Source organism: Fimbriimonadaceae bacterium, from assembly GCA_019454125.1.
Taxonomy (GTDB): Bacteria; Armatimonadota; Fimbriimonadia; order Fimbriimonadales; family Fimbriimonadaceae; genus JALHNM01.
This window is the reverse complement of sequence record CP075365.1, coordinates 834,668-855,002: the sequence shown is the minus strand read 5'-3', so window position 1 is coordinate 855,002 and position 20,335 is coordinate 834,668. Positions and strand designations below refer to the sequence as shown.

General features: G+C 62.5%; 18 protein-coding genes. 11 read left to right on the top strand and 7 right to left on the bottom strand.

Annotated features, from left to right (window positions below):
• Positions 1–69 precede the first annotated feature (69 nt).
• Positions 70–297 (top strand): hypothetical protein, encoded by a 228-nt coding sequence (locus KF733_04265; protein QYK56700.1) that lies wholly within the window; start codon positions 70–72, stop codon positions 295–297.
• Positions 298–299: 2 nt separating this feature from the next.
• On the opposite strand, the gene KF733_04260 is transcribed toward KF733_04265, so the two are convergent.
• Genes KF733_04260 through KF733_04250 form a run of 3 tightly spaced genes read right to left on the bottom strand, consistent with a single transcriptional unit; the run spans position 300 to position 2,772 of the window.
• Positions 300–1,253, bottom strand: coding sequence for a GDP-L-fucose synthase (locus KF733_04260; protein QYK57154.1), 954 nt, complete (start codon positions 1,251–1,253; stop codon positions 300–302).
• Positions 1,254–1,276: 23 nt separating this feature from the next.
• On the bottom strand, positions 1,277–2,353 hold the full coding sequence (gene gmd, locus KF733_04255; GenBank protein ID QYK56699.1) for a GDP-mannose 4,6-dehydratase: 1,077 nt from the start codon (positions 2,351–2,353) through the stop codon (positions 1,277–1,279).
• A 56-nt stretch (positions 2,354–2,409) separates the two neighbouring features.
• Positions 2,410–2,772, bottom strand: a complete 363-nt coding sequence (locus KF733_04250) for a YbjQ family protein (protein QYK56698.1) — start codon at positions 2,770–2,772, stop codon at positions 2,410–2,412.
• Between the two features lie 86 nt (positions 2,773–2,858).
• Here KF733_04250 and rplA point away from each other — a divergent pair, with 86 nt between their 5' ends.
• Positions 2,859–3,584: a 50S ribosomal protein L1 gene (gene rplA, locus KF733_04245; GenBank protein ID QYK56697.1), complete on the top strand. Its 726-nt coding sequence runs from the start codon at positions 2,859–2,861 to the stop codon at positions 3,582–3,584.
• Here rplA and KF733_04240 read toward each other — a convergent pair.
• The 3 genes from KF733_04240 to KF733_04230 are packed head-to-tail and all read right to left on the bottom strand — an operon-like array spanning position 3,581 to position 9,614.
• Positions 3,581–4,438 carry a hypothetical protein gene (locus KF733_04240; protein QYK56696.1) on the bottom strand — a complete coding sequence of 286 codons (858 nt, stop codon included), beginning with the start codon at positions 4,436–4,438 and terminating at the stop codon, positions 3,581–3,583. The genes rplA and KF733_04240 overlap by 4 nt on opposite strands.
• 15 nt (positions 4,439–4,453) lie before the next feature.
• Entirely contained in the window at positions 4,454–6,721 is a 2,268-nt protein-coding gene (locus tag KF733_04235; protein ID QYK56695.1) for a UvrD-helicase domain-containing protein, read from the bottom strand.
• Between the two features lie 25 nt (positions 6,722–6,746).
• Positions 6,747–9,614, bottom strand: coding sequence for a hypothetical protein (locus tag KF733_04230; GenBank protein ID QYK56694.1), 2,868 nt, complete (start codon positions 9,612–9,614; stop codon positions 6,747–6,749).
• Positions 9,615–9,628: 14 nt separating this feature from the next.
• On the opposite strand from KF733_04230, the gene KF733_04225 reads away from it, so the two are divergent.
• From KF733_04225 to KF733_04190, 8 genes are all read left to right on the top strand, one after another.
• A complete protein-coding gene (locus KF733_04225; GenBank protein ID QYK56693.1) occupies positions 9,629–10,255 on the top strand; it encodes a hypothetical protein in 627 nt (208 codons plus the stop codon).
• Between the two features lie 145 nt (positions 10,256–10,400).
• Positions 10,401–10,733: a TfoX/Sxy family protein gene (locus KF733_04220; GenBank protein QYK56692.1), complete on the top strand. Its 333-nt coding sequence runs from the start codon at positions 10,401–10,403 to the stop codon at positions 10,731–10,733.
• Between the two features lie 102 nt (positions 10,734–10,835).
• Positions 10,836–11,798, top strand: a complete 963-nt coding sequence (gene pfkA / locus KF733_04215; protein QYK56691.1) for a 6-phosphofructokinase — start codon at positions 10,836–10,838, stop codon at positions 11,796–11,798.
• The gene (locus tag KF733_04210) at positions 11,795–12,742 is read left to right on the top strand and encodes a 1-phosphofructokinase family hexose kinase (GenBank protein ID QYK56690.1); all 948 of its coding nucleotides are present in this window, start codon (positions 11,795–11,797) and stop codon (positions 12,740–12,742) included. Before pfkA ends, KF733_04210 begins: the two co-directional genes overlap by 4 nt.
• 100 nt (positions 12,743–12,842) lie before the next feature.
• A complete protein-coding gene (locus KF733_04205) occupies positions 12,843–14,015 on the top strand; it encodes a saccharopine dehydrogenase NADP-binding domain-containing protein (protein ID QYK56689.1) in 1,173 nt (390 codons plus the stop codon).
• A 131-nt stretch (positions 14,016–14,146) separates the two neighbouring features.
• Positions 14,147–14,761, top strand: coding sequence for a PEP-CTERM sorting domain-containing protein (locus KF733_04200; GenBank protein QYK56688.1), 615 nt, complete (start codon positions 14,147–14,149; stop codon positions 14,759–14,761).
• Positions 14,762–14,902: 141 nt separating this feature from the next.
• Positions 14,903–16,699: a translation elongation factor 4 gene (lepA, locus tag KF733_04195; protein QYK56687.1), complete on the top strand. Its 1,797-nt coding sequence runs from the start codon at positions 14,903–14,905 to the stop codon at positions 16,697–16,699.
• Positions 16,700–16,748: 49 nt separating this feature from the next.
• A complete protein-coding gene (locus tag KF733_04190) occupies positions 16,749–17,522 on the top strand; it encodes a hypothetical protein (protein QYK56686.1) in 774 nt (257 codons plus the stop codon).
• Here KF733_04190 and KF733_04185 read toward each other — a convergent pair.
• Positions 17,500–19,191: a serine hydrolase gene (locus KF733_04185; protein QYK56685.1), complete on the bottom strand. Its 1,692-nt coding sequence runs from the start codon at positions 19,189–19,191 to the stop codon at positions 17,500–17,502. The two genes, KF733_04190 and KF733_04185, sit on opposite strands and share 23 nt — an antisense overlap.
• A gap of 82 nt (positions 19,192–19,273) precedes the next feature.
• Between KF733_04185 and ftsY the strand changes: the two genes are divergently transcribed.
• Positions 19,274–20,146 carry a signal recognition particle-docking protein FtsY gene (gene ftsY / locus KF733_04180; protein QYK56684.1) on the top strand — a complete coding sequence of 291 codons (873 nt, stop codon included), beginning with the start codon at positions 19,274–19,276 and terminating at the stop codon, positions 20,144–20,146.
• Positions 20,147–20,335 lie beyond the last annotated feature (189 nt).

Below are 20,335 nucleotides of genomic sequence, written 5' to 3'. Positions count from 1 at the left end.
TTCAACATAAAACCCACTCTCGGCCCGGCAAACCCGAAAATCTCGCATTTGCCGGGCATACTCTTGGGCATGCGATCGCAACTCGTGAGCATCGCCCTTTTGGCCTTTGGCCTATTGATTGCAGGAGGTTGTCAATCGACGGCGCTTTCCAATGGAAGCGTCGTCCACGCCCAAACTAACGCCCCAACGGCCGACGAAGCCTACATGGTGACGTCCGGCGACCAGGGCCCGGGGGTCGATTCACGCGGACAGTCGTATCTCGCGGCTCGCGCCATCACCGCCGACGACTTTCAGTAAAGTCAGCTTTCGTCGCGGCTCAAAGGGGAGCCCGCGAAAGCCTCCAAGAAGCTTTGGTACGCGATCTTGACGCCCTCGCGGACATCGGTCTTGTGACGCCAGCCAAGCGCCTCGATCTTCGAGACGTCCATCGTTTTTTCCGGAAACCCGTCAGGCATGCTCGTGTCCCACTGAATGGCGCCGGAGTGGCCGGTGACGCCTTGGATCGCGAAGGCAAGATCTTTAATACTTATGGATTTTCCGGTGCCGACATTGATATAGGGGGGAACCTTCTTATCCGTTTGCATAAGGAACACGCAAGCTTCGGCCAAGTCGTCCGATAAGAGGAACTCCCGCTTCGGAGAACCTGTGCCCCAGCACGTGACCGGCTTGTCCGGGAGGTTCTCATGGAACCTGCGGATCAAGGCTCCCATCACGTGAGCGTTCATGGGGTCAAAATTGTCGCCCATTCCATAAACGTTAGGGGGCATGACCGTAAAGTAGTTTCGACCGTACTGTTCCTGGAGTGCTTGGCACATTGTTAAAGCGGCGATCTTTGCGACCGCGTAGGGCGCGTTCGTGGGCTCTAGCGGCCCGGTCATGAGCGCTTCCTCTCGGATGGGTTGCGGTGTGATCTTGGGATAGATGCAGCTGGAGCCTAAGAACATCAAGTTCGGAATATCGGCAAGGTGGCTGCCCCAGATCACGCTTTGCTGGATGGCAAGGTTTATGCCGATAAAGTCCGCCGGACGCGAGCGGTTTGCCTGGATGCCGCCGACCAGCGCCGCCGCACAGACCACCCATTCCGGCCGTTCGCCTTTGAGAAAGTCGAGCGTCTTGGCCTGGTCGGTAAGGTCCAGTTCTTGCCGGGCCTGCGTCAGGACGTTCTCAAAGCCCGCGGCGAGGAGGCGCCGATGGATAGCCGAGCCGACCAAGCCACGGTGGCCCGCGAGGAAGATCTTTGTGGAGCGGGTCAAAGCCACCGCGCCATTATCCCACGTTAAGCCGAAATCCGCGGTCTGCGGCTTTCCACGGCGACTTCGGCGGCGGCCCCTTCCAAGTCCGCCTCGACCATTTCTTCAACCATTCGGTTAAAGGGTGTCGTAGGGGCCCATCCCAGAACTTCGCGCGCCTTGCGGGCGTCGCCCATCAACAGGTCGACTTCCGTCGGTCGGTAGAGTTTGGGGTCGATCCGCACGACCTTCTTGCCGGATTTCGGCTCGATGCCGCTCTCGTGAAGGCCCGACCCCTCCCAGACGAGCGGAAGGTCGGCGGTTGCGAAGGCGATCGAAACGAACTCGCGGACGGTCCGGGTTTGGCCCGTCGCAAGCACATAGTCGTCCGGCTCGTCCTGCTGCAGCATGCGCCACATGCCGTCGACGTAGTCGCGGGCGTGGCCCCAGTCGCGCTTCGCGTCCAAGTTCCCCAGGAACAAGCGCTCGTCCAAACCGTATTTGATCCGTGCCGCCGCGCGCGTAATCTTCCTGGTCACGAAGGTCTCGCCGCGACGCGGAGACTCGTGGTTGAACAAGATGCCGTTACACGCGAAGAAACCATAAGCCTCGCGATAATTGATCGTCGTCCAGTGGGCATAAACCTTCGCGGCACCGTAAGGAGAGCGAGGATAGAAAGGCGTGGTCTCTCTTTGCGGCGTTTCACAGACCTTTCCGAACATCTCGCTTGTGCTGGCCTGGTAAAACTTGACGTCACGATCCATACCCAAAACCCGGATCGCCTCCAGGATCCGCAAAGCTCCGATTGCGTCGCACTGAGCCGTGTACTCCGGGCATTCGAAGCTGACTTTGACGTGGGATTGGGCGGCGAGGTTATAGACTTCGTCGGGCCGGCACTCTTGCAGGACCCGAATGATGGAGGTCGCGTCGGTCACATCGCCGTAGTGGAGCCGGAACGGCACACCCTCGGTCTGAGATAGCCGATAGAGGTGGTCTACCCTTTGCGTGTTAAACTGTGACGAACGCCGCTTGATCCCGTGGACTTCATAGCCCTTAGAAAGCAACAGCTCGGCCAGATAACTGCCGTCTTGGCCGGTGATCCCCGTGATAAGAGCCCGCTTCATAACCCTACGACCCGCGTCCCGGGCCCTTAGAATTGTGGGGTGATTTAGGTAAATCTTCAGTGCCGGGGCTCGATAATCACCGCGGTCCCGTAGCAAAGGACCTCGGTGACGCCCTGTCCGATCTCGTTCGCGTCGTACCGCATCGCGATAATGGCGTTAGCGCCGACCTCTGCTGCATGCCGGACCATGATGTCGTAGGCTTCCTGCCGGGCATGCTCGCAGAGCTGGGTATAGATCGTGATGTTGCCGCCGACCAGGGTCTGCAAGGCGGCACCCAGGTTGCCCACGACGCTGCGGCTGCGAACGGTGATCCCCCGCACGACCCCCAAGTACTTCTTGACCCGATGATCCTGGAACTCGTTGGCGGTGGTCACCCAGGCATGGATCTCAGGCTGGCTAAAGATTCCCGGTGAAGACACGCCCGGACTATAGCACCGGACCGGGTATCCTAGCCGATTCATGTGGGAGGCCGACGCGCGGCCGCTTGACCACAAGGGAAACCTAAATGCGCAAGAACATTAAGAGTAAGTCCAAGCACTCGGCCCGCTATCTTGCCGTGGCGGAAAAGATCGACGCTGACAAGTTTTACGACATAAACGAAGCGTTCGCACTTGTCAAGCAGTCTGCAAGCGCCAAGTTCGTCGAGGGAGTCGACGTCAGCGTCCGCATGGGCGTCGACCCGCGAAAAGGCGACCAGAACGTCCGCGGCACCACCAACCTTCCGCACGGCACCGGTAAGACCAAAAAGGTCGCGGTGCTCGCCAAAGGCGACTTGGCTAAAGAGGCAGAGGCCGCCGGCGCCGACGTTATCGGCGACGAAGACCTCATCAAGCAGATCCAAGGCGGTTGGAAGGACTTTGACGTGATGCTGGCCACGAACGATATGGCCCCACAAATCGGTAAGATCGGCCGCTTCCTTGGCACCCGGACTCCGAACAAGAAGAACGGGACTGTCACCGATTCCATCGCCACCGCAGTCAAGGAGATCAAGGGCGCGACCCGCGTCGAATACCGCGTTGATAAAGCGGGCGTCATCCATGTCCCGATCGGCAAGGTGAACTTCACCGAGGACCAGCTGAAGGAGAACTTTACGGCCGCCCTCGACGCCATCATCCGGGCTAAGCCGGCTTCGGCGAAGGGGCGCTACCTCCTTTCTGTGACGATCTCTTCGACCATGGGGCCGGGCGTCTCGCTCGACCCGACCGTGGCGACCAAGTTCAGCGGCCACTAATCAGACTTCGTGGGACGGCTGACCAAGCCGTCCCACCTTTGTCGCAGATCGTCCAGCAACGGCGTCCGTTGCCGGGCCAAGGTCACGACGTCAAGGTCGATCTCGCAGACCACGAGCGCCTCTTCCCCGACCGCAGCGCTGACCATGCGGCTGCCGAAGGGGTCGAACGCGAACGACCCGCCGCTGAAGCCCTTCCCGCCTTCGAAGCCTGTCAAAAGGATCGCGGCCGAGAACACGCCGTGCTCCTCGCTGAGCCCGCGGAGCATCCGTTCATAGCGCAGGACGTTGCCGGGGGTCTCCTCTGCCATATCGCGGACCGGCGACGCGGAAGGCACAAGGACCACCTGGGCACCGTCTAGGGCGAGCAGCGTTCCCGAGAGCGAGTGCCAACAGTCCTCGCAGATCATCGCGCCGAACCGGCCAAACCGTGTGTCGAACGCATGAAACCCACCACCCGGTTGATGGAACCGCTCCTCGTCGAACAACCGATAGGTGGGGAGGAACACTTTGCGGTGGACGTGAACCACTAGGTCGCCGGCGGGGCCGACCGTGAGGTATGCGGCCGAGTTATAGGGTTGGCCCGCCGCCGCCTCATAGAAGCCCACCAAAAGGTCGACTTGGCGGCTCGGCACCCCGATCTCCGCCGAAACCCGCCTCAGAAGCTCGTCCGCGGAGATGGCGACGTCGGAAGCTCCCCCTTCTAAGATATAGCCGGTGGCCGCGCTCTCCGGGAAGGCGACGACGTCGGCCCCTTCCTTCAAGGCTTGGCGCGCCACCTCGCCTATCCGAGCGATGTTCTCATCGAGCCGCGCCTTTTGCGGGCTGAACTGGCAGAGGGCAAGACGGAACGCCACGCGAAAAGTCTACACCTAGTCGCCTTCGCGGCGGACGTGGATGCCGGGAAGTACCCGACGGGGGAACCCCGCGGCTGAAGCGATCAACGCGGCGGGCGTCTCGTCACCGCCTTCGTTCGCAATAAGGCAGCAAAGCCTCTCCTTCGCCCGAGTCATGGCAACGTACATCTTGCGCCTCGTTTCGGCCACTTCCTCGATCACCGCCCGGTGCAAGAGGCACGAATAGGCCGGGGTTTCGGTCCGGAACCGGGTGGCCACCGCCCCCAGTTGCCCGTTGCAGACGACCAAGCTGCGGTTCGGGCGGGGACGGAACGGGGCGAACGTGTCCGCGACGACCACGATCGGCCACTCCAGCCCTTTCGCCCTGTGGACCGTCGTCAGCACCACTGCGGGGGCCTCGACGTCGATCGCGGGCGCGTTCCCTTCGTGGTGGCCCAATCGCTGCACCTGACGGATGCGCTCGGCAAATTCGTGCGCGCCTGCCTCGGTGTCGGCCGCGGCCATGGAAAGCAGTTTCCGCACGTTTGCCAAGGTCTGCATCCCTCGGGGCGGCCGCGAAACCACTTCCAGGTACGGCGTCTGGTCGAGCATCGGCCCCAAGAGCTCCCAGGCCGGCACCAGCGCGGCACGCGCGGAGAGCGGCAAGAACCAGCGGCGAAAAGCGTCGAGCTTGGCGGCGTCGTCCGCGCGCTTCGGCTTGAAGTCTTCGAGTGCCTCGAAGACTTCCCTCCGCTCCGCCAGCAAGACCAAAGCGTCGTAGCTGATGCCGACAAATGGACTGTGCAGGAGGGCCAGCAGGGCAAAGTCCCGCGTTGGGTCGCTGAGGGCGTCGAGCGCGTTCGCTAGGTCGCGGATCTCCATTTTGGCGAAGAACTTGTCGCTGCCCCCGACCTTGCGGCACGCGATCTTGCGCCGGACGAGCATGTCCGCGAGGTTGCTCAGGTAGCGGTTGGTGAGGCAAAGCACGGCGATCCCTTTCTCGCCCCCGTTCTCTTCGACAAGGTCGTCCACCATCCGAGCGACCATGCCCAGCGAGTCCTTCCCGTTCTCCGCGGGCCAGACTTCCACACCCTCGAACGTTCCGTGTGCAAAGGGGTCTTCCACCGTCGCGGGCGTAGCTGGCGCCATCGGCCGGTAGTCCTCGCCCCATTCCCGGCCAAAGAGGAGGTCCACGAAGCGGAGGATGCCGGGCCTTGAACGGTAGTTCTGGTCCAGGTCATGGCACGGCAGTTCCGTCGCCCGCCGGACAAACAGCTCGGGGTCCGCAAAGCGGAATCGGTAGATCGATTGCTGGGGGTCCCCGACCATCATGGAACGACCCGTTGCCACAGAGTCCAGTAGCCGGTACTGCACCGGGTTTACGTCCTGTGCCTCGTCGATGAGCGCGGCCCGGTATTGCCGGGCAAGCTTTTCGCGCACCGAATCCGAGCGCTCGATCAGACTGACCGCCTCCGCCTCGAGCCGGGTGAAGTCGAACGTTTGCTCCGCGGTCATCTGCTCGTCCAAGTGCGCCCAAGCGGCTAAGACAAACCGCATCAGTCCGACCGTCGCGCTCGCTTCCTCATCCTCGGTCTGGCCCCTCTGGGTCCGTAGCCAAAGTGGGGGCTTGTAACCACTGCTGCGAACCAGTTGGACCGCACCCTCCGGCCAATAGCTGGGCTCGGAGTAGATGATTTGCCGCACGTCCAGGGGCAGCTCTTCCAGACAGATGTCGCGCCAAAACACCTTCAGCGTCTCAACGGAGCGGTAGATCTCGCCAAGTTCTGCACGGCTCCTACCCCCCGAGCGGAGTTGATCCATCGTCTTTTCGATCACGTTGCGGAGCGAAACGTCGCTGGTGCCCTCGACCGTGTTGGAACGTGCGACCAGCAGGCTGGCTGCCTCCGGGCCCTCGGAAGGTGCGGTCGCGAGCGCCCTTCGGACCGCGCGATCGACCATCGTCTTGCCCAGGCCATCGTCCGCGATGACGAACCCCGCGTCGATCCCCGCCATCAGCGCGTTCTCGCGCAACAGACGCTCGCAGAAGCTGTGGATCGTGTAGATCGGCCCGGTCTCGGCAAGCTCCGCTTCCCGGATTTTTCCTGCGGACCGCAACCGATCGACGATCCTCTCCTTCATCATCGCCGCCGCGCGCCTCGTGAAGGTCACGGCCAGGATTTGGTCGGGCGAGAGCCCGTCGGTCTCGATGTGGTGGAAGTAGCGCTCCACCAAGACACTGGTCTTTCCCGAGCCCGCCGCGGCGCGGACCGAGAACTGAGGGGTCTCCGCAAGGATCACCCCCATCTGCTGTTCGTTGAACTCGAGCGGTTTAATCGCTCCCTTCCTCCCCGGGCTGGTCCCCGAAGGGTTCCTCGCTGAACTCCCTGGAGAACCGACAGATTTCTCCGTAGGGGCAAGCCTTGCAATGATCGCCGGGCCGTGGCTCCGCCACCGTGTGCCGGAGCAACTTGAGCCCGTTTTTCATGTAGTCCTTCGCCGCCTTCAGGAAGTCGTCTTCGTGGTCCGTCTTTGCGGGGGCGCGGGCCAAGCCCTTTGCAATGTCGCCGACCAAAGTCTGGGCCGATTCGCCCGAGGTCCAGAGCTTGCGCTGGCCGCTCATCGAATCGATCTCTAGCCCGCACCAGTCGATGCCGGGCAGCAACAAGAAATAGACGCCGTAGGTGGCGAGGTCGCGAGTGCTCCCCTTCTCGTCGAGGTCCGGGTTGCCTGGCTCGACGAAACCGAGCACGAGACCGCCTTTCACCTCGGCGAGGAACGTGACGTCCGCCTTGAAGGTGACGCTCATCGTTGCGGACTTGAACGTCGTCCTCAGACGCTCTTCATTTTCGATCGCCACGTCCGCTTTCACGCTCCCCGGCACCCGCGGCCAAATCGTCCTTGCCCTGAACTCCCTCGCGACCCAGTCCTGGATCAGCCTTTCCGAACCCGAGCGCAGGACGGCCAACTCCCAGGGCTCCAGGTGCGGCCAAAGCCGGTCGAAGAGCTCGTCAGCCTCAGCCTCGAGGGCCGAGATCGCAGACTCTGCGTCGGGCGCGGTCGCCAGCTTCGCCTTGCGCGGCAGGTGCCGAAGGAGGGAAAGCCCTCGGCGGGGGGTCGGCTCAAAGACCTCGAGCCGGTGCCGCCATGCGGCATGGAAGGGGCACGTGAGAACGAGCCCGATCTCCTCCGGCGTGATGCCGGCGGCGAGGTTGGGGCGGACGTGCTTCAGGGCGTCGGCATCCTCCAGCTTCGGGGGCTCTACCTTATCGGCGGGCATTTCGAGCGCGGCGCGCAAGCGGTGGTCCGCTTCGGACCGGGACTCGACCATGGCCGGGGCCCACTCGGTGAGCGGATGGTTGCTATAGTCCGCGCCGCCCGCCGCCCGTTCGACCTCCTTGATCGCGAAGGCGGGGATGGACTCGCGCTCCTCCTGGGCGAGCGGGTAGCTCAAGACCAGCCGCTGGCCCGCGGCCGCGCAGAGCCGCACGAACTCGTCCCGCTCGTTCTCGCTCGTCTCAATCGAGCTCGGCAACGCGATCCCGCTCAGCCTGGCGATTTCTTCGCGGTCGGCATCGTCCAGCACGGTGTCCTCGCTGCGCCTTCGAGGCATCGTGCCTTCGAGCAGGCCGAGCGCGACGACCAGGTCCGCCGCGGGCAGCCGCGCCGCGTCCGAGACCACCGTGACCCCTCCCGGGACTGCCGGCAAGTGGATGGTCTCGTCCTGCCACAGGTCGTTGGCGAGCCTGCAAAACCTCGCCAGGTTCAGTTCTGGCAGGCCCGCCTGGTCGTAGCCATAGGCGTAGTCCGCGATCGCGCGCTGGAGCAAGGTCTGGGCCCGTATGTCGCGGTCGTCCGGGGCGTCCTCGCGACAGACCGCCTCCGCGATCGAGGTCGATCCCACCAAGTCCCGCAAGCGGTCGAGCCAGACAGAAAGCCGGGCATCCCCCTGCGCCTCTTGCCTCCAGGCCAGCGTCGCGCGAAGCCAAGCGAACCGCTCCCCCGCCTCATCCGCCCATTCGCTCAGGCTGTCCCAAGGGCGGACCGCCTCACGGACGGCATTGGCGCACGCGTCCGTCAACCTGCGCCTCTCGTCGCGGGTGAGATCCAGATAGCCGAACCGCCCCAGCCGGCCGACCGTCCTGGGGTCGTTGGTCGCCAGGGCCGAGAGAAGCCCGGCGATCAACCGGGCGAAGCCGCTACCCATCAGCGCCACCGCCCGCGAGAGCGAGAGCCGAAGCCCGTGCCGACCCGCCGCCAAAGCCAGCAAGGGCCCGTAGGATTCCAGGTCACGGGCATGAAAGGCGATGGACTCGATCGGCGTGCCCTCTTCGATCGCGCGCAAAGCGGTCCGCACCGCCCACTCACACTCGGAGAGCGGGTCGCCGGAGGTCATGACCTCCACCTTCGGCGCGTTCGTGGCGACTTTATCGGTGTAAAGCGCCGCGTACCACGGGTCGCTCGGCACCATCGGCACGAGCGGCGGCGCGAGACGCTCAGCGAGGCGTCGCCCATACTTGAAGAGGTCGGGCCTGCCGCTCACATGTTCGACCAGCACGTCCACGTGGATTCCTTCGTCCGCGCACCAGCGCATCCAGTCCTCGTAGACGGGGCGCTCCTCGTTGCCCGCGAGGACGACCAGTCGCGAGAACACGGTGCACTCGCCCATCTTGAGCCCCCGGCACCGAGCGGCCCGGTCTGAGGCGAACTCACGGTTGGAGGCGTCCATGGTGTCGCGGACGAGCTCCGCGATCGCCGCCAGGTCGTCGAGCTTCTCCGCGAGGTACTGGGGCGCACGCTCCGCGATCGTCCGCAGTTCCTCCGCCTCCAGACCGCGGTCGCGGAGCTCGCCCAAGCGCTCCTCGACGAGGCGGAGCGTGCCGCGGAACTTGGCGCAGGCGCTGAAGGGCGAGGAGTCCTCCAGCGATTCGGCGGCAAGGGAAACCATGGCGAGGGTCTGCCCCCGGGTCGGCATCCGCTTGAGGGTGCTGCCGCATATGGTGAGGACGCGACCGACGAGGTCGCCCATCGGAACGAAGTCGACGTCATCAATTTCGCCGAGGCAAGCCCTCGCAGGCCGCAAAAGGCCGTCTTCCAACGCAGTGACGACCGTGCCGGGGCGGACAAGCTTCGGAAGGGTCGCCCGGAGACCGGCGCCACCGGGCGGAACCCCGACAACTCGGAGACGCTTGTCTGCCATAGTTGAATCTTACTATGCGCGCGAAGGAGAAGCCGTTATGGACCGTCGGCCGCCAGATCCTTGGCAACGTGCTGCCGCTGTTGGTGGGGCTTCCCTTTCTCGTCGTCGGCGTGCTGGAGTTCGCGCGCGGGGGCACTTGGGCTCTCGCCTGGCTCGCCGGGTTTCCCGTGGCGACGTGGCTCGCGACAAATTTCCTAAGCCCGCTGGCGAGCGCCGGCCTAAAAGAGGAAGTGGCGCGGCGGCTCCAGCGCGAGCGGCCCTTCGAAAAGGTCGAACGGCACTTCGTGGGGTTCGCAAGACCGGGTTACCGGGGCATGCTCGACCCGCACGAGGACGTGGGTTTTTTACTCCTCCATGCGGACCGGCTCGAGTTCTATGGGGCTGAGCGGCACTTAGAGCTTTGGCGGAGCGAGGTGAAGGCCGTGCGCTTCCGGCCCAACCCGCACACATGGGTCGGCCTTGGGCGTTGGGTCTCGGTCGAAGGGGTCTCGGCCGGCAAGCCCGTCCGCCTGCTCGTCGAGCCTCGCGAAAAAGCGACGCTTATCGGAAACCTTGTCGAGTCAGGGTCGGTGCGGCGCAAGCTCGCGGCCTGGCTGGGTACCGTCCCCGAACCTAATGCGAAGGGGCCCAAGAAGAATTGACGGGATAGGCCCATAGGAAGGCTACCCGTTTCCCGCCAATCGAGACTTTGGTGCCGTTTCCGGGTATCCTGAGCCAGCGCGCACGACCCTAGGTGAGCCGCCCGAATGTGGGGGGCGGTGAGGCGCGCAGGGAGTCCCCGAAGACATGGTGTACCGGCCACTGCGCTATGAACAGATGATGAAAGCCGCGGAGGGTTTGGACGTTCGAGCCCGCCGCATGTTCGATGGGATGGCGATCTATTCAGGCGAGAAGATGTTCGCTTACCTGGTGGACGCCGAAATCGGATTGAAACTGTCCCCGGACGACTTCAAGGAAGCGATGACCATCGACGGAGCGGAACCGCTCCGGGCCAATCCCGACGCGGAGCCCATGCGCGAGTACGTGCGCATGCCTTCCTCCGTGCTCGATAACTACGAGTCATTTTGCGCGTGGGTTGCCCGCAGCGCCGCCTACGCCTCCGGCGTCACCGTCCACTAAAACCACCAGGCTTCGCCTGGCGGCGAGCCAGGCACCCCTGGTAAAGTCGTATTGCGAGCAACGGGGCCTGCGAGGGCCCCGCCGTCATTTATCGGTGGCGCAATGCGACGGATCGGGCTCCTAACGAGCGGGGGGGATTCCCCGGGCATGAACGCGGCGGTCCGCGCGGTGACGCGGGCCGCCCTGGGCCGCGGCATTGCCGTCACCGGCTTCCTGCACGGATGGCAAGGCGTCATCGAAGGAGAGTGCTGGGACATGGCCTCCAAAGACGTGGGAGGCATCATCGACGAGGGCGGCACGATCCTGCGCACGGCCCGCTCCGCCCGGTTCCGTGAGCGCGAAGGCCGCCAGGAAGCGATGGCCGTCCTACGCCAGCAGGAGGTGGAAGGCCTTGTCGTGGTCGGTGGCGACGGTTCCCTCACCGGCGCCCGGACCCTTTGGGAAGAGTTCGACTTTCCCATCATGGGCATCCCCGGCAGCATTGACAACGACATCAGCGGCACCGACTATTCGATCGGTTTCGACACGGCCGTGAACACGGCGCTCGAAGCGATCGACAAAGTCCGCGACACGGCCTACTCCCACGAGCGCGTCTTCATCATCGAGGTGATGGGACGGGCCAACGGCTTCATCGCGCTGGAAGTCGCCCTCTCGAGCGGAGCCGAAGCGGTCCTCATCCCCGAGGTGCCCTATTCCCTGCTGGAAATCTGCGACAACCTCCGCAAGATGCACGAGCGCGGCAAGCGCAGCTCGATCATCATCGTCGCGGAAGGGGCCGCCCGGGCCAGCGACGTCAAAGACTTCATCAGCGCCAACACCGGGTTCGAAGTCCGCTACCTCGTCCTCGGCCATATGCAGCGGGGCGGGAGCCCGACCGCGTTCGACCGCGTCCTCGCCTTGCGGCTGGGGGCCCTGGCCGCGAACCGCTTGCTCAGCGGGTTCGCAGGGGAGATGGTGGGTGTGGACGGCAACAAGCTGGTGAGCCACCCGCTGAGCTACGTCCTCAGCACCGAGCGCACTGTCGACCCCGATAAGCTCTTGCTCGTGGACGTGATGGCGCAATGATCTTGACGGTCACCTTGAACCCGGCGGTGGACGAGACGCTCTTCGTCGAGGGCCTGCACCCGCACGACCGCAATCGCGTCACCCGGGTCGAGACGGACGCGGGCGGAAAGGGCGTGAACCTTTCCCGGGTAGCGGCCGAGCTTGGCGCCGAAACCGTCGCCACCGGCTTTCTTGGCGGGCAGTCGGGCATGTTCGTCCGCACCGTGCTCGACCGGCAGGGGGTGCGGCACGACTTCGTGGAGGTCGCGACGCCCACCCGCACGAACGTGCTTGTGGAGGACGGCTCCGGGAAGCCCCCCACCGTCTTCAGCGCGCTCGGCCCGGTAATCACGGGCCTGGACTGGGAGAACCTCTTGGGCCGCGTCGCCCAGCACCTGGGCCGTGCCGCATGGGTGTGCACCGGGGGCTCCAACCCTCAGGGGCTCGAACCCAACTCTCTCCGCCTGCTCGGCGAAATGGCCAAAAACGCGGGCGTCAAGTGGGCGCTCGATGCCGACGGGGACGTGATGGAGCAGGGCCTGGACGCGGGCCCAGACCTGATCAAGCCGAACGGCGACGAGGCCGCGCGGCTTTTGGGCTCGCCCGTGCGCACGGTGAAGCAGGCGCTCGAAGCCGCCGACGCGCTTACCGACCGGCTCCATGAAGCCGGCTCCCATTCGCCCACCGTCATCGTTTCGCTCGGCGCACAGGGCGCCGTGATGGCGTGCCAAGACCGGCTCTATGTCGCCGAACCGATAGAGGTCGAATCGAACAGCACGATCGGAAGCGGCGACTCGCTGGTGGCCGGGTTCCTGGTCGGGCTTTCGCGGGGCCTTTCACCCGCGGACTGCCTCCGCCTCGGCTCGGCCGCCGGGGCCGCCACCGCTCTCACCGACGGCACCGAAATCGGGAGGCGTTCCCAGATCGAAGGCCTCTTCGACCACGCGAAGGTCCGTCTCGCTTAGGCTCAAAAGCCCCACTCAGCCCTGACCCCGCCGTTCGGCCCGGCCAAGCGGCGCTTCCGGTCGGTATATTGAATTTGGCCCCCGGGGAGGGGCCCTCCTTATGCAGAACTCTTTCGCGATCCTCGGTTCCGGGATGCAAGGCACGGCGGCCGCCTACGACCTGGCCAAGTTCGCGGCCCCGGCCCGCATCTTCGTCGGTGACGTCGACCCTGCCCAGGCCAAGGCTTGCGCCGACCGGGTGAACGGGCTCGTGGGCGACCTTGTGTGCGAGGCCGTCACAGTGGACGCGATGGATCGCGCCAACCTATCCGACTTCCTGGACAGGACCGATATCGTCCTGAGCTGCCTACCGTACTGGATGCACCCGCTCGTGGCGGAAGTCGCGATCGAAACGATGACCGACATGGTCGACCTGGGCGGCAACACGGACGTCACCATGAAGACGCTGGACCTGAACGACCGGGCCGTCGAAGCCGGCGTCACGCTGGTCCCCGACGCGGGCCTCGCCCCTGGCCTCGTCAACAACATCGGCTTCTACATCGTCGAGTCGCTCGACGAGTGCGACACGGTCAAGCTCTACTGCGGCGTCCTCCCCCAGAACCCGAAGCCGCCCTTCAACTACAAGCTCACGTTCAATGTCGAAGGCTTGGTGACGGAGTACGACTACCAGGCCGTCGCCCTTCGCGAAAACGAGATCATCAAGATCGACACGCTTTCTGAAGTCGAAGACCTGTACATCGACCAGCTCGGCGAGATGGAGGCGTTCGTCACCAGCGGCGGAACGAGCACCGCGCCCTATACGCTCCATGGCCAGGTTCGGAACTACGAGTACAAGACCATCCGCCATCCCGGCCACGCCCAGCTGATGCGGCTCTTCAAAGACTTCGGCTTCTGGAACGAGGGCCAGGTGGACGTAAAAGGCACAAAGATCGTCCCGAAGGACGTCTTCAACGCGGTCTTCGGCCCCGAGTTGGCCAAGTTCGAGGACAAAGACCTCTGCGCCGTGCGCGGTATCGGCTGGGGCACCCGCGGCGGCAAGCCGACGACGGTCCAGATCGACATCTTCGACCGCCAGTGCGAGACCACCGGGTTCACATCGATGGAACGGCTCACGGGCTTCTCGATGGCCATCATCGCCCAAGAGGTCGTCCAAGGGGGTGTTGCCAAAGGCGCCGTGCGCTACGAAAAGGCGATGACCGGCCAGGCGTTCATGCACGAGTTCCTCCGGCGCGACTTCAACGTGAAGATTCGAGAAACGGTGGAAATAGCCTAGCGAAAAGCCAGTCGTTTTAACCGACCACGTGCAAAGACCAGATTTGTCGCACGTGGTCCCAATAGCCTCGGATTGGCATCACGGCCTTAAAAAGGTCTGGTACCCTCTCAAAAGTGGCGCAACGTGGCGTCATGAAGGTTCGAGAGGAGAAGATGCTTCGTTGTTCTGCCCTTATTGCCGTGATTGCAGGCGCCGCGATTTCGAGCGCCCAGTTCACGATGGCCACTTTCGCTGACCCGTCTACGACCAGCGCAGAGCCGCTTTTCGCCTTCGACCTCGCGAAGGAGACTCTGAGCGGCGGCTGGGACAAGCCCGGCCTCACGTTGATTACCCCCGGCTTCACCGGCGGCGGCCAGACTGAGAACGCCACCTTTACCTTTAGCGAAGTCGCCTTGACCTTCGTCATCCCCGGTATCTATCGGATGGGGCCCGGCAATATCAAGTTCTACGATGCCGACCCGAACAGCCCGATCTTCACGATCACCTTCGACAGCGGCACTTTCGTCCGAGCCCTCGGCGTCGGCGCTTCTAAGATCACGGCCGATAACGTTCAGTTCAGCGGCCCGCGCGTCCCGACTGGCCTTTCCCAAGAGACCTTCTCCTTCAGCCTTGCCAACGCGATCCAGAACGGCGCGATCGAGAGCTACACCGCCTCGTTCACGTCTTCCGCGACTCCTGAGCCCGCCACCATGGTGGCCCTCGGCGCTGGCATCGCCGCGCTCGTCGCCCGCCGCCGAAAGGCGTAAGCCCGCGCCCTTCGTCAAAAAGGGCGGGTACCGCCCCGGCAGACCCTTAGTGTCTGCCGGGGCCATCTTCTTTTCTGGCTGAGCCGGGATCGGCGCGGCCCCTCCCGAACCGGAACGGTAAACTCAGCTAGCCGCCGAACCATGGATCAGTCGCATATCCGCAACTTCTGCATCATCGCGCACATCGACCATGGCAAATCGACTTTGGCCGATCGAATCCTGGAGCGTTGCGGGCACGTGCGCGGCAATGCACAGGAGCAGATGCTCGATACCATGGATCTCGAGCGCGAACGCGGTATTACCATTAAGATGACCGCTGTTCGCCTTGCTTATACCGCAAAGAACGGCGAAGAATATCAGTTCAATCTAATCGATACCCCTGGCCACGTCGACTTCACTTACGAGGTCTCGCGCGCACTCTATGCGTGTGAAGGAGCTCTCTTGGTGGTGGACGCCACCCAGGGTGTCGAAGCACAAACTATTGCGAACGCCTCCATGGCGATGAACCAAAACCTTGAGATCATCCCCCTGATCAACAAGATGGATCTTCCCCACGCGGACCCCATCATGGCTCGGGAAGAGATCGAGAATGCCCTCGCCCTCGATGCGACAGATGCGATCCCCTGCTCTGCCAAGACAGGTTTTGGCATTGAAGAGATCCTAGAGGCAGTCGTCGAAAGGATCCCGCCACCGAACGGAAACGCGGACGCCTCGCTCCGGGCCTTGATCTTCGATTCCCACTTTGACACGTACCAAGGTGCCGTCGCCTATGTCCGCGTTAAGGACGGTTGTGTCAAACCGGGCGACCGAATCAAAATGATGTCCACCGGCAAGTCTTTTGATGTGGACGAAGTCGGCGTGTTCCGCCCGAAGTTGGAGCGTGGCACGGCACTGGAAACCGGTGAAGTTGGATTTATCACTGGCGCCATCAAGACGATTGGGGACGCCTCTGTCGGCGACACCGTCACTCTGGCTGAAAACGCGGCGACCGAGCCCCTTCCGGGTTATCGAAAGGCGAAACCTATGGTCTTCTGCGGCCTCTATCCTACGGATGCCGACCAGTACAACGATCTTCGAGAGGCCATCGAAAAACTCCAACTTAACGACGCTTCACTAACGTTCGGACCAGAAACTTCTGCGGCTCTCGGATTCGGGTTTAGGTGCGGCTTCTTGGGGCTGCTCCATATGGAGATCGCGCGTGAGCGATTAGAGCGCGAATTCGGCTTAGACCTCATTCTTACCGCGCCCAGCGTGGACTATCTTGTCCACCGTTCTTCTGGTGTAGTCGACCACGTGAGCAACCCTAGCGAGATGCCCGATCCGAACCACATCGCATTCATCGAAGAACCGACGGTCGATGCGACCATTATGGTTCCCAATGACTATGTCGGAACCGTAATGACGCTTTGCCAAGAACGCAGGGGAACCTATAAGCGCACGGAATGGCCTTCTCCCAATAGGGCCATGCTCTATTACACGTTACCGCTAGCCGAAATCCTCCTCGACTTCTTCGATAAGCTCAAGTCGATGACAAAAGGCTATGCCTCATTTGACTACGAACTTGCTGATTATCAACAGAGCGAGCTCGTCAAGGTCGATATCCTGCTTAATGGCGACGCAGTTGACGCTTTGTCGTTCATCGTGAACAAGCAGTTTTCGTATCCACGCGGCCGCGCGATTGTCGAACAATTGCGCAAGGTCGTTCCCCGTCAGCAATATGAAGTCAAGATTCAGGCGGCCATCGGAGCGCGGGTTATTGCTGCGGACGTCATCAAACCGTTTCGAAAGAACGTTATTGCAAAGTGCTACGGCGGCGACGTCACTCGGAAGCGCAAACTACTCGAGAAGCAAAAGGAAGGAAAGAAGCGTATGAAGAACATTGGCAGCATCGAAGTGCCTCAAGAAGCCTTCCTCAGCGTCCTCAAAGTCGCAGAATAAGCGGCCCGGGTGAGAAATCAACCGGTCGATCCGCCGTCTACTTTTAGGAATGTCACTTGAAGACCGGATCGCTCGCCTCGAGCGCACAACAAGGCTCTACCAGATTGCCGCTGCCGTCATGGCTCTCGTGCTGGTCGCCCTTTTCACGACGGGCTTTTCGCAACAGCAAAGCCAAACTTATCCGCGTAACATTTACGCGGACACCATAACCGTCGGCACCCTTCGTGCGACGTCCACCACCACGGACAGCTTGACCGCAAACCGCACCCAGTCGAGCTACGTCGGAGCCACTCAGATCGAGGCGGGCCGCGCCCGGTGCGAAGCCCTGGAAGCCACGAACTTTCAAGCGGCACGCGCGGCTTTCCGCGCCTTAAGCGCAGAAACTGTCGAAGCCAAAGGCCGCACAGGCACCACCTTTGCAATCCTTAATGAAAGCGCAGGTTTTAGCATCCTAAGTAACGGCTCCCCGGTCGCACTTTTGAGGGCCGAAGGAGACGGCGGTAGTATAGAGGTTCGTAACTCAAGCGACGTGGCGCTCCTTATGAAATCTGGCAACAATCCCGGCTTCAGCGTCACAAAAAAGCGTAGGAGCCTTGCCACGATGGGCGTTGACGACCGCGGCCTTCCCCGGTTCGCCGCCCACACCAACAACGGCAACCTTGGCGCGGTCTTAACCACGGACAGTACTGGGAAGAACGGTCGTGTCCTTATCCAAGAAGACGACGGTTTTCCGATCCTTGATCTTGATAAAGGTTCCGACGCTGGTCGGCTTCGGATTTATGGCCCGAAGAACCTGGTCGTCACTTCCCTTCCGCAGCCTTAGCTTTGTCCTCAGGCGGCTCAGGAACCACCGAGCTCTTGGCCTTGACGAACCGAATGCCCTTTGCCCGGCCAAAGTCAAGTAAGAAGCCACGCACTTTACCGGTCGCGTCTTTCATCAAGTCGGCTCCTAAGCCCTGGATCGTCGCGCGGTCACTCGAGGAAAGTGTGACGGGAACGGCTTCCGAATCCCGTTCGCTTACCGCATAAAGCATGCCGTCAACCTTATAGATTGTCAGCGAAGTTTCCGCTTCGACGCTTTCGTAAGTACCCGGAAGATCCTTCACCAATTCGGGCGAAGGGGTAAAGGGTTGGCTTCGGTTGAAGACGATTTCTTGGCCGTTCTGGAAGAGGGTCGCCGAACTCCCGTCCGCTTTGAACTCGATTTCAGCCTTCACTACCTTCCAGAAGAAGCGCGTGGCAGACATCGGAAACACTGGGAACTTGGCTTGCCCGGTCGCCTGCACCATAAGTCGGCCGCCTTCCAAAGTGACGTCCAACACTATCCCTGAACCCACCCGGTAAGTCCCCACATACTTTTCAAGGTCGGCGGCGGGAACTTCAATCTCTTTCAGAGTCTCGCCCTTAGGCACTTGAAGCACAAAGCGGGCGATCTCGTCGGCGATCGACTGCGCTTTGTTGTCGCCCGCGTTGCCTAGGGCAAAGATGGAAAGATGGTGGTCTGGGAAGCGGGCCGTCGCCGCATTGTAACCGAGCCAGTTTCCCCCGTGCTGCACGCGCTTGTTCCCGCCGATCTCATCAAGAAAGTAGCCGTAAGCATAAGGGCTTTCTTGACCATTATTCAGCTTCGTAAGCGATAGAGCCTTAGTGATCAGATCGGGCTTGCCCTGCCCCAACTTGTTGTCGTAAAAGTTCTCGTGCCATAGCAACAGGTCTGCTACCGTCGTATGCAGCCCTCCATCACCGGTCGTGCCGAGTCGGGACCAGAGCATGCGCCATTTTCCGTCGGCGCCGATGACGTAGCTGACCGCCCTATCTTTTTGCACCAGATCGCCTTCCGAGGCGAAGTACGTGTTCTTCATACCAAGCGGTTCGAAGATCCTTTCCTTGCAAAACGTGTGGATGGGTTTACCGGAAACGCGCTCGATGATTACCGCCATGAGCGCGTAACCGGAGTTGCAGTAGTTGAACTCTTCGCCAGGGTCTGCGTTCAACCCTTGCTGGCGCGAGAGCGTCCGCAGCATATCATCGAAAGTCCGCTTCTCGATAAAGTCGTAACCGCCGATCAACCAGACGTTCAAGTAGTCGCGGAGACCGCTGTTCATGTGCAAGAGGTTGTCGAGCGTGATCTTCCTTCCGAAGGTCGGCACCTCGGGGACGTACTTCGTGATCTCGTCGCTCGTTTTCAGCTTTCCATCCTCTTCCAGCAAGAGGATCGCCATGGCGGTGAACTGCTTGCTGACGCTGCCGACATCCATGACCGTGTCAGGGGTGTTTTTAACCGAATGGTCAAGGTCTGCGAGGCCATAGCTTTTCGAGAAGATCATCTTGCCATCGCGCGCGACGGCGATCACGCCCCCGGGGCCGCTTTTGCGGTTCCAATCCACGGCGATCTTGTCGATCTGAGCTTCCAAATCTGTAGGCACCTGGCCCAGACTGAACACGGGCATCAAGGTGGCGGCGACGAAGAAGGGCCACGGACGAACAAGCATTAAGTCCTAAACGGTTCGCGGGGGCAAGAGGTTGCGGGGCCTAAGCGAAGGACGGCGTCGGCGCTTGGCGTAACCTAGGCCGGTGTTCAAGCGGCTGATGGAAAGGGTCGATCGCGCCTTGGGGCGGGGCGTGATCGACGAGGAACTCTACGAGGAGCTTGAGGAGGCCCTGCTGCAGGCGGACACCAACGTCGAGACTGCGGGGGCAATCCTTCAGGAGCTGCGCGAAGCCGTCCGCAAGGAGCGGGTCACGACCCCAGAGGGGATCAAGCAACGCCTTGAGGAAGCGATCCGCGAGCGGTTCCACCAAAAGGTGGAGAGTGCCCTCTTCCGGCACATCGCTAACCCAACGGTTTATCTCTTCGTCGGGGTCAACGGGGTCGGCAAGACGACGACCATCGGTAAGCTCGCGACGCGCTTCGTCCGTGAGGGACGCAAGGTCGTTCTGGCCGCAGGCGACACCTTCCGGGCGGCCGCCATCGAGCAGCTCGAGATGTGGGCGGAGCGGTCTGGCGCGGACTTTGTCGGTGCGCAGCCCGGGTCCGACCCCGCCAGCGTCCTCTTCGACGCCATCAACGCGGCCAAGGCGCGCGGGGCCGACTACGTCTTGGCCGACACAGCCGGCCGCCAGCACACAAAAGGCAACCTGATGCAGGAGCTGCAGAAAGTGGCAAAGGTGGCGGAGAAGGCGCACGGCCGACCGCCGGACGAGGTGCTGCTTGTGCTCGACGCGAACACGGGGCAAAACGCGATCCGCCAGGCGGAAGAGTTCACCCAGGTGGCCGGGGTCACCGGCCTCGTCTTGACGAAGCTGGACGGCACCGCAAGGGGTGGGGCCTTGATCGGCATCTGGGACCGCTTCCACATCCCCGTGAAGCTGGTCGGTTTGGGCGAAAAGCCCGAAGACCTGCAGGATTTCGACGCCGCCAAGTTCGCCGCGTCCCTCTTCAGCTAGCGCAGGGCGGCGCTTCACCAAAACCTGGTGGAGGCGCGGGGAATTGAACCCCACGAATCAGGTTACAAGGGGTGACACCTGTGCGAAGTCGCCTGGTTCGGCAAACTAGTAGACGCGGCTCTAGGGGTGACAGCATTGCCACACGGCTCCTGTCAGCCACCCCGCGCTCACATGTTGACCATTTCTCCC

Excerpts from the sequence above, each read along its gene's own strand:
- KF733_04185 (QYK56685.1), bottom strand. The coding sequence starts at position 19,191 with ATGCTTGTTCGTCCGTGGCCCTTCTTCGTCGCCGCCACCTTGATGCCC.
- lepA (QYK56687.1), top strand. The coding sequence starts at position 14,903 with ATGGATCAGTCGCATATCCGCAACTTCTGCATCATCGCGCACATCGAC.
- KF733_04220 (QYK56692.1), top strand. The coding sequence starts at position 10,401 with ATGGTGTACCGGCCACTGCGCTATGAACAGATGATGAAAGCCGCGGAG.
- KF733_04210 (QYK56690.1), top strand. The coding sequence starts at position 11,795 with ATGATCTTGACGGTCACCTTGAACCCGGCGGTGGACGAGACGCTCTTC.
- rplA (QYK56697.1), top strand. The coding sequence starts at position 2,859 with ATGCGCAAGAACATTAAGAGTAAGTCCAAGCACTCGGCCCGCTATCTT.
- KF733_04265 (QYK56700.1), top strand. The coding sequence starts at position 70 with ATGCGATCGCAACTCGTGAGCATCGCCCTTTTGGCCTTTGGCCTATTG.
- gmd (QYK56699.1), bottom strand. The coding sequence starts at position 2,353 with ATGAAGCGGGCTCTTATCACGGGGATCACCGGCCAAGACGGCAGTTAT.
- KF733_04205 (QYK56689.1), top strand. The coding sequence starts at position 12,843 with ATGCAGAACTCTTTCGCGATCCTCGGTTCCGGGATGCAAGGCACGGCG.
- KF733_04225 (QYK56693.1), top strand. The coding sequence starts at position 9,629 with ATGCGCGCGAAGGAGAAGCCGTTATGGACCGTCGGCCGCCAGATCCTT.
- pfkA (QYK56691.1), top strand. The coding sequence starts at position 10,836 with ATGCGACGGATCGGGCTCCTAACGAGCGGGGGGGATTCCCCGGGCATG.
- KF733_04200 (QYK56688.1), top strand. The coding sequence starts at position 14,147 with ATGAAGGTTCGAGAGGAGAAGATGCTTCGTTGTTCTGCCCTTATTGCC.
- KF733_04190 (QYK56686.1), top strand. The coding sequence starts at position 16,749 with ATGTCACTTGAAGACCGGATCGCTCGCCTCGAGCGCACAACAAGGCTC.
- KF733_04230 (QYK56694.1), bottom strand. The coding sequence starts at position 9,614 with ATGGCAGACAAGCGTCTCCGAGTTGTCGGGGTTCCGCCCGGTGGCGCC.
- KF733_04235 (QYK56695.1), bottom strand. The coding sequence starts at position 6,721 with ATGGGGGTGATCCTTGCGGAGACCCCTCAGTTCTCGGTCCGCGCCGCG.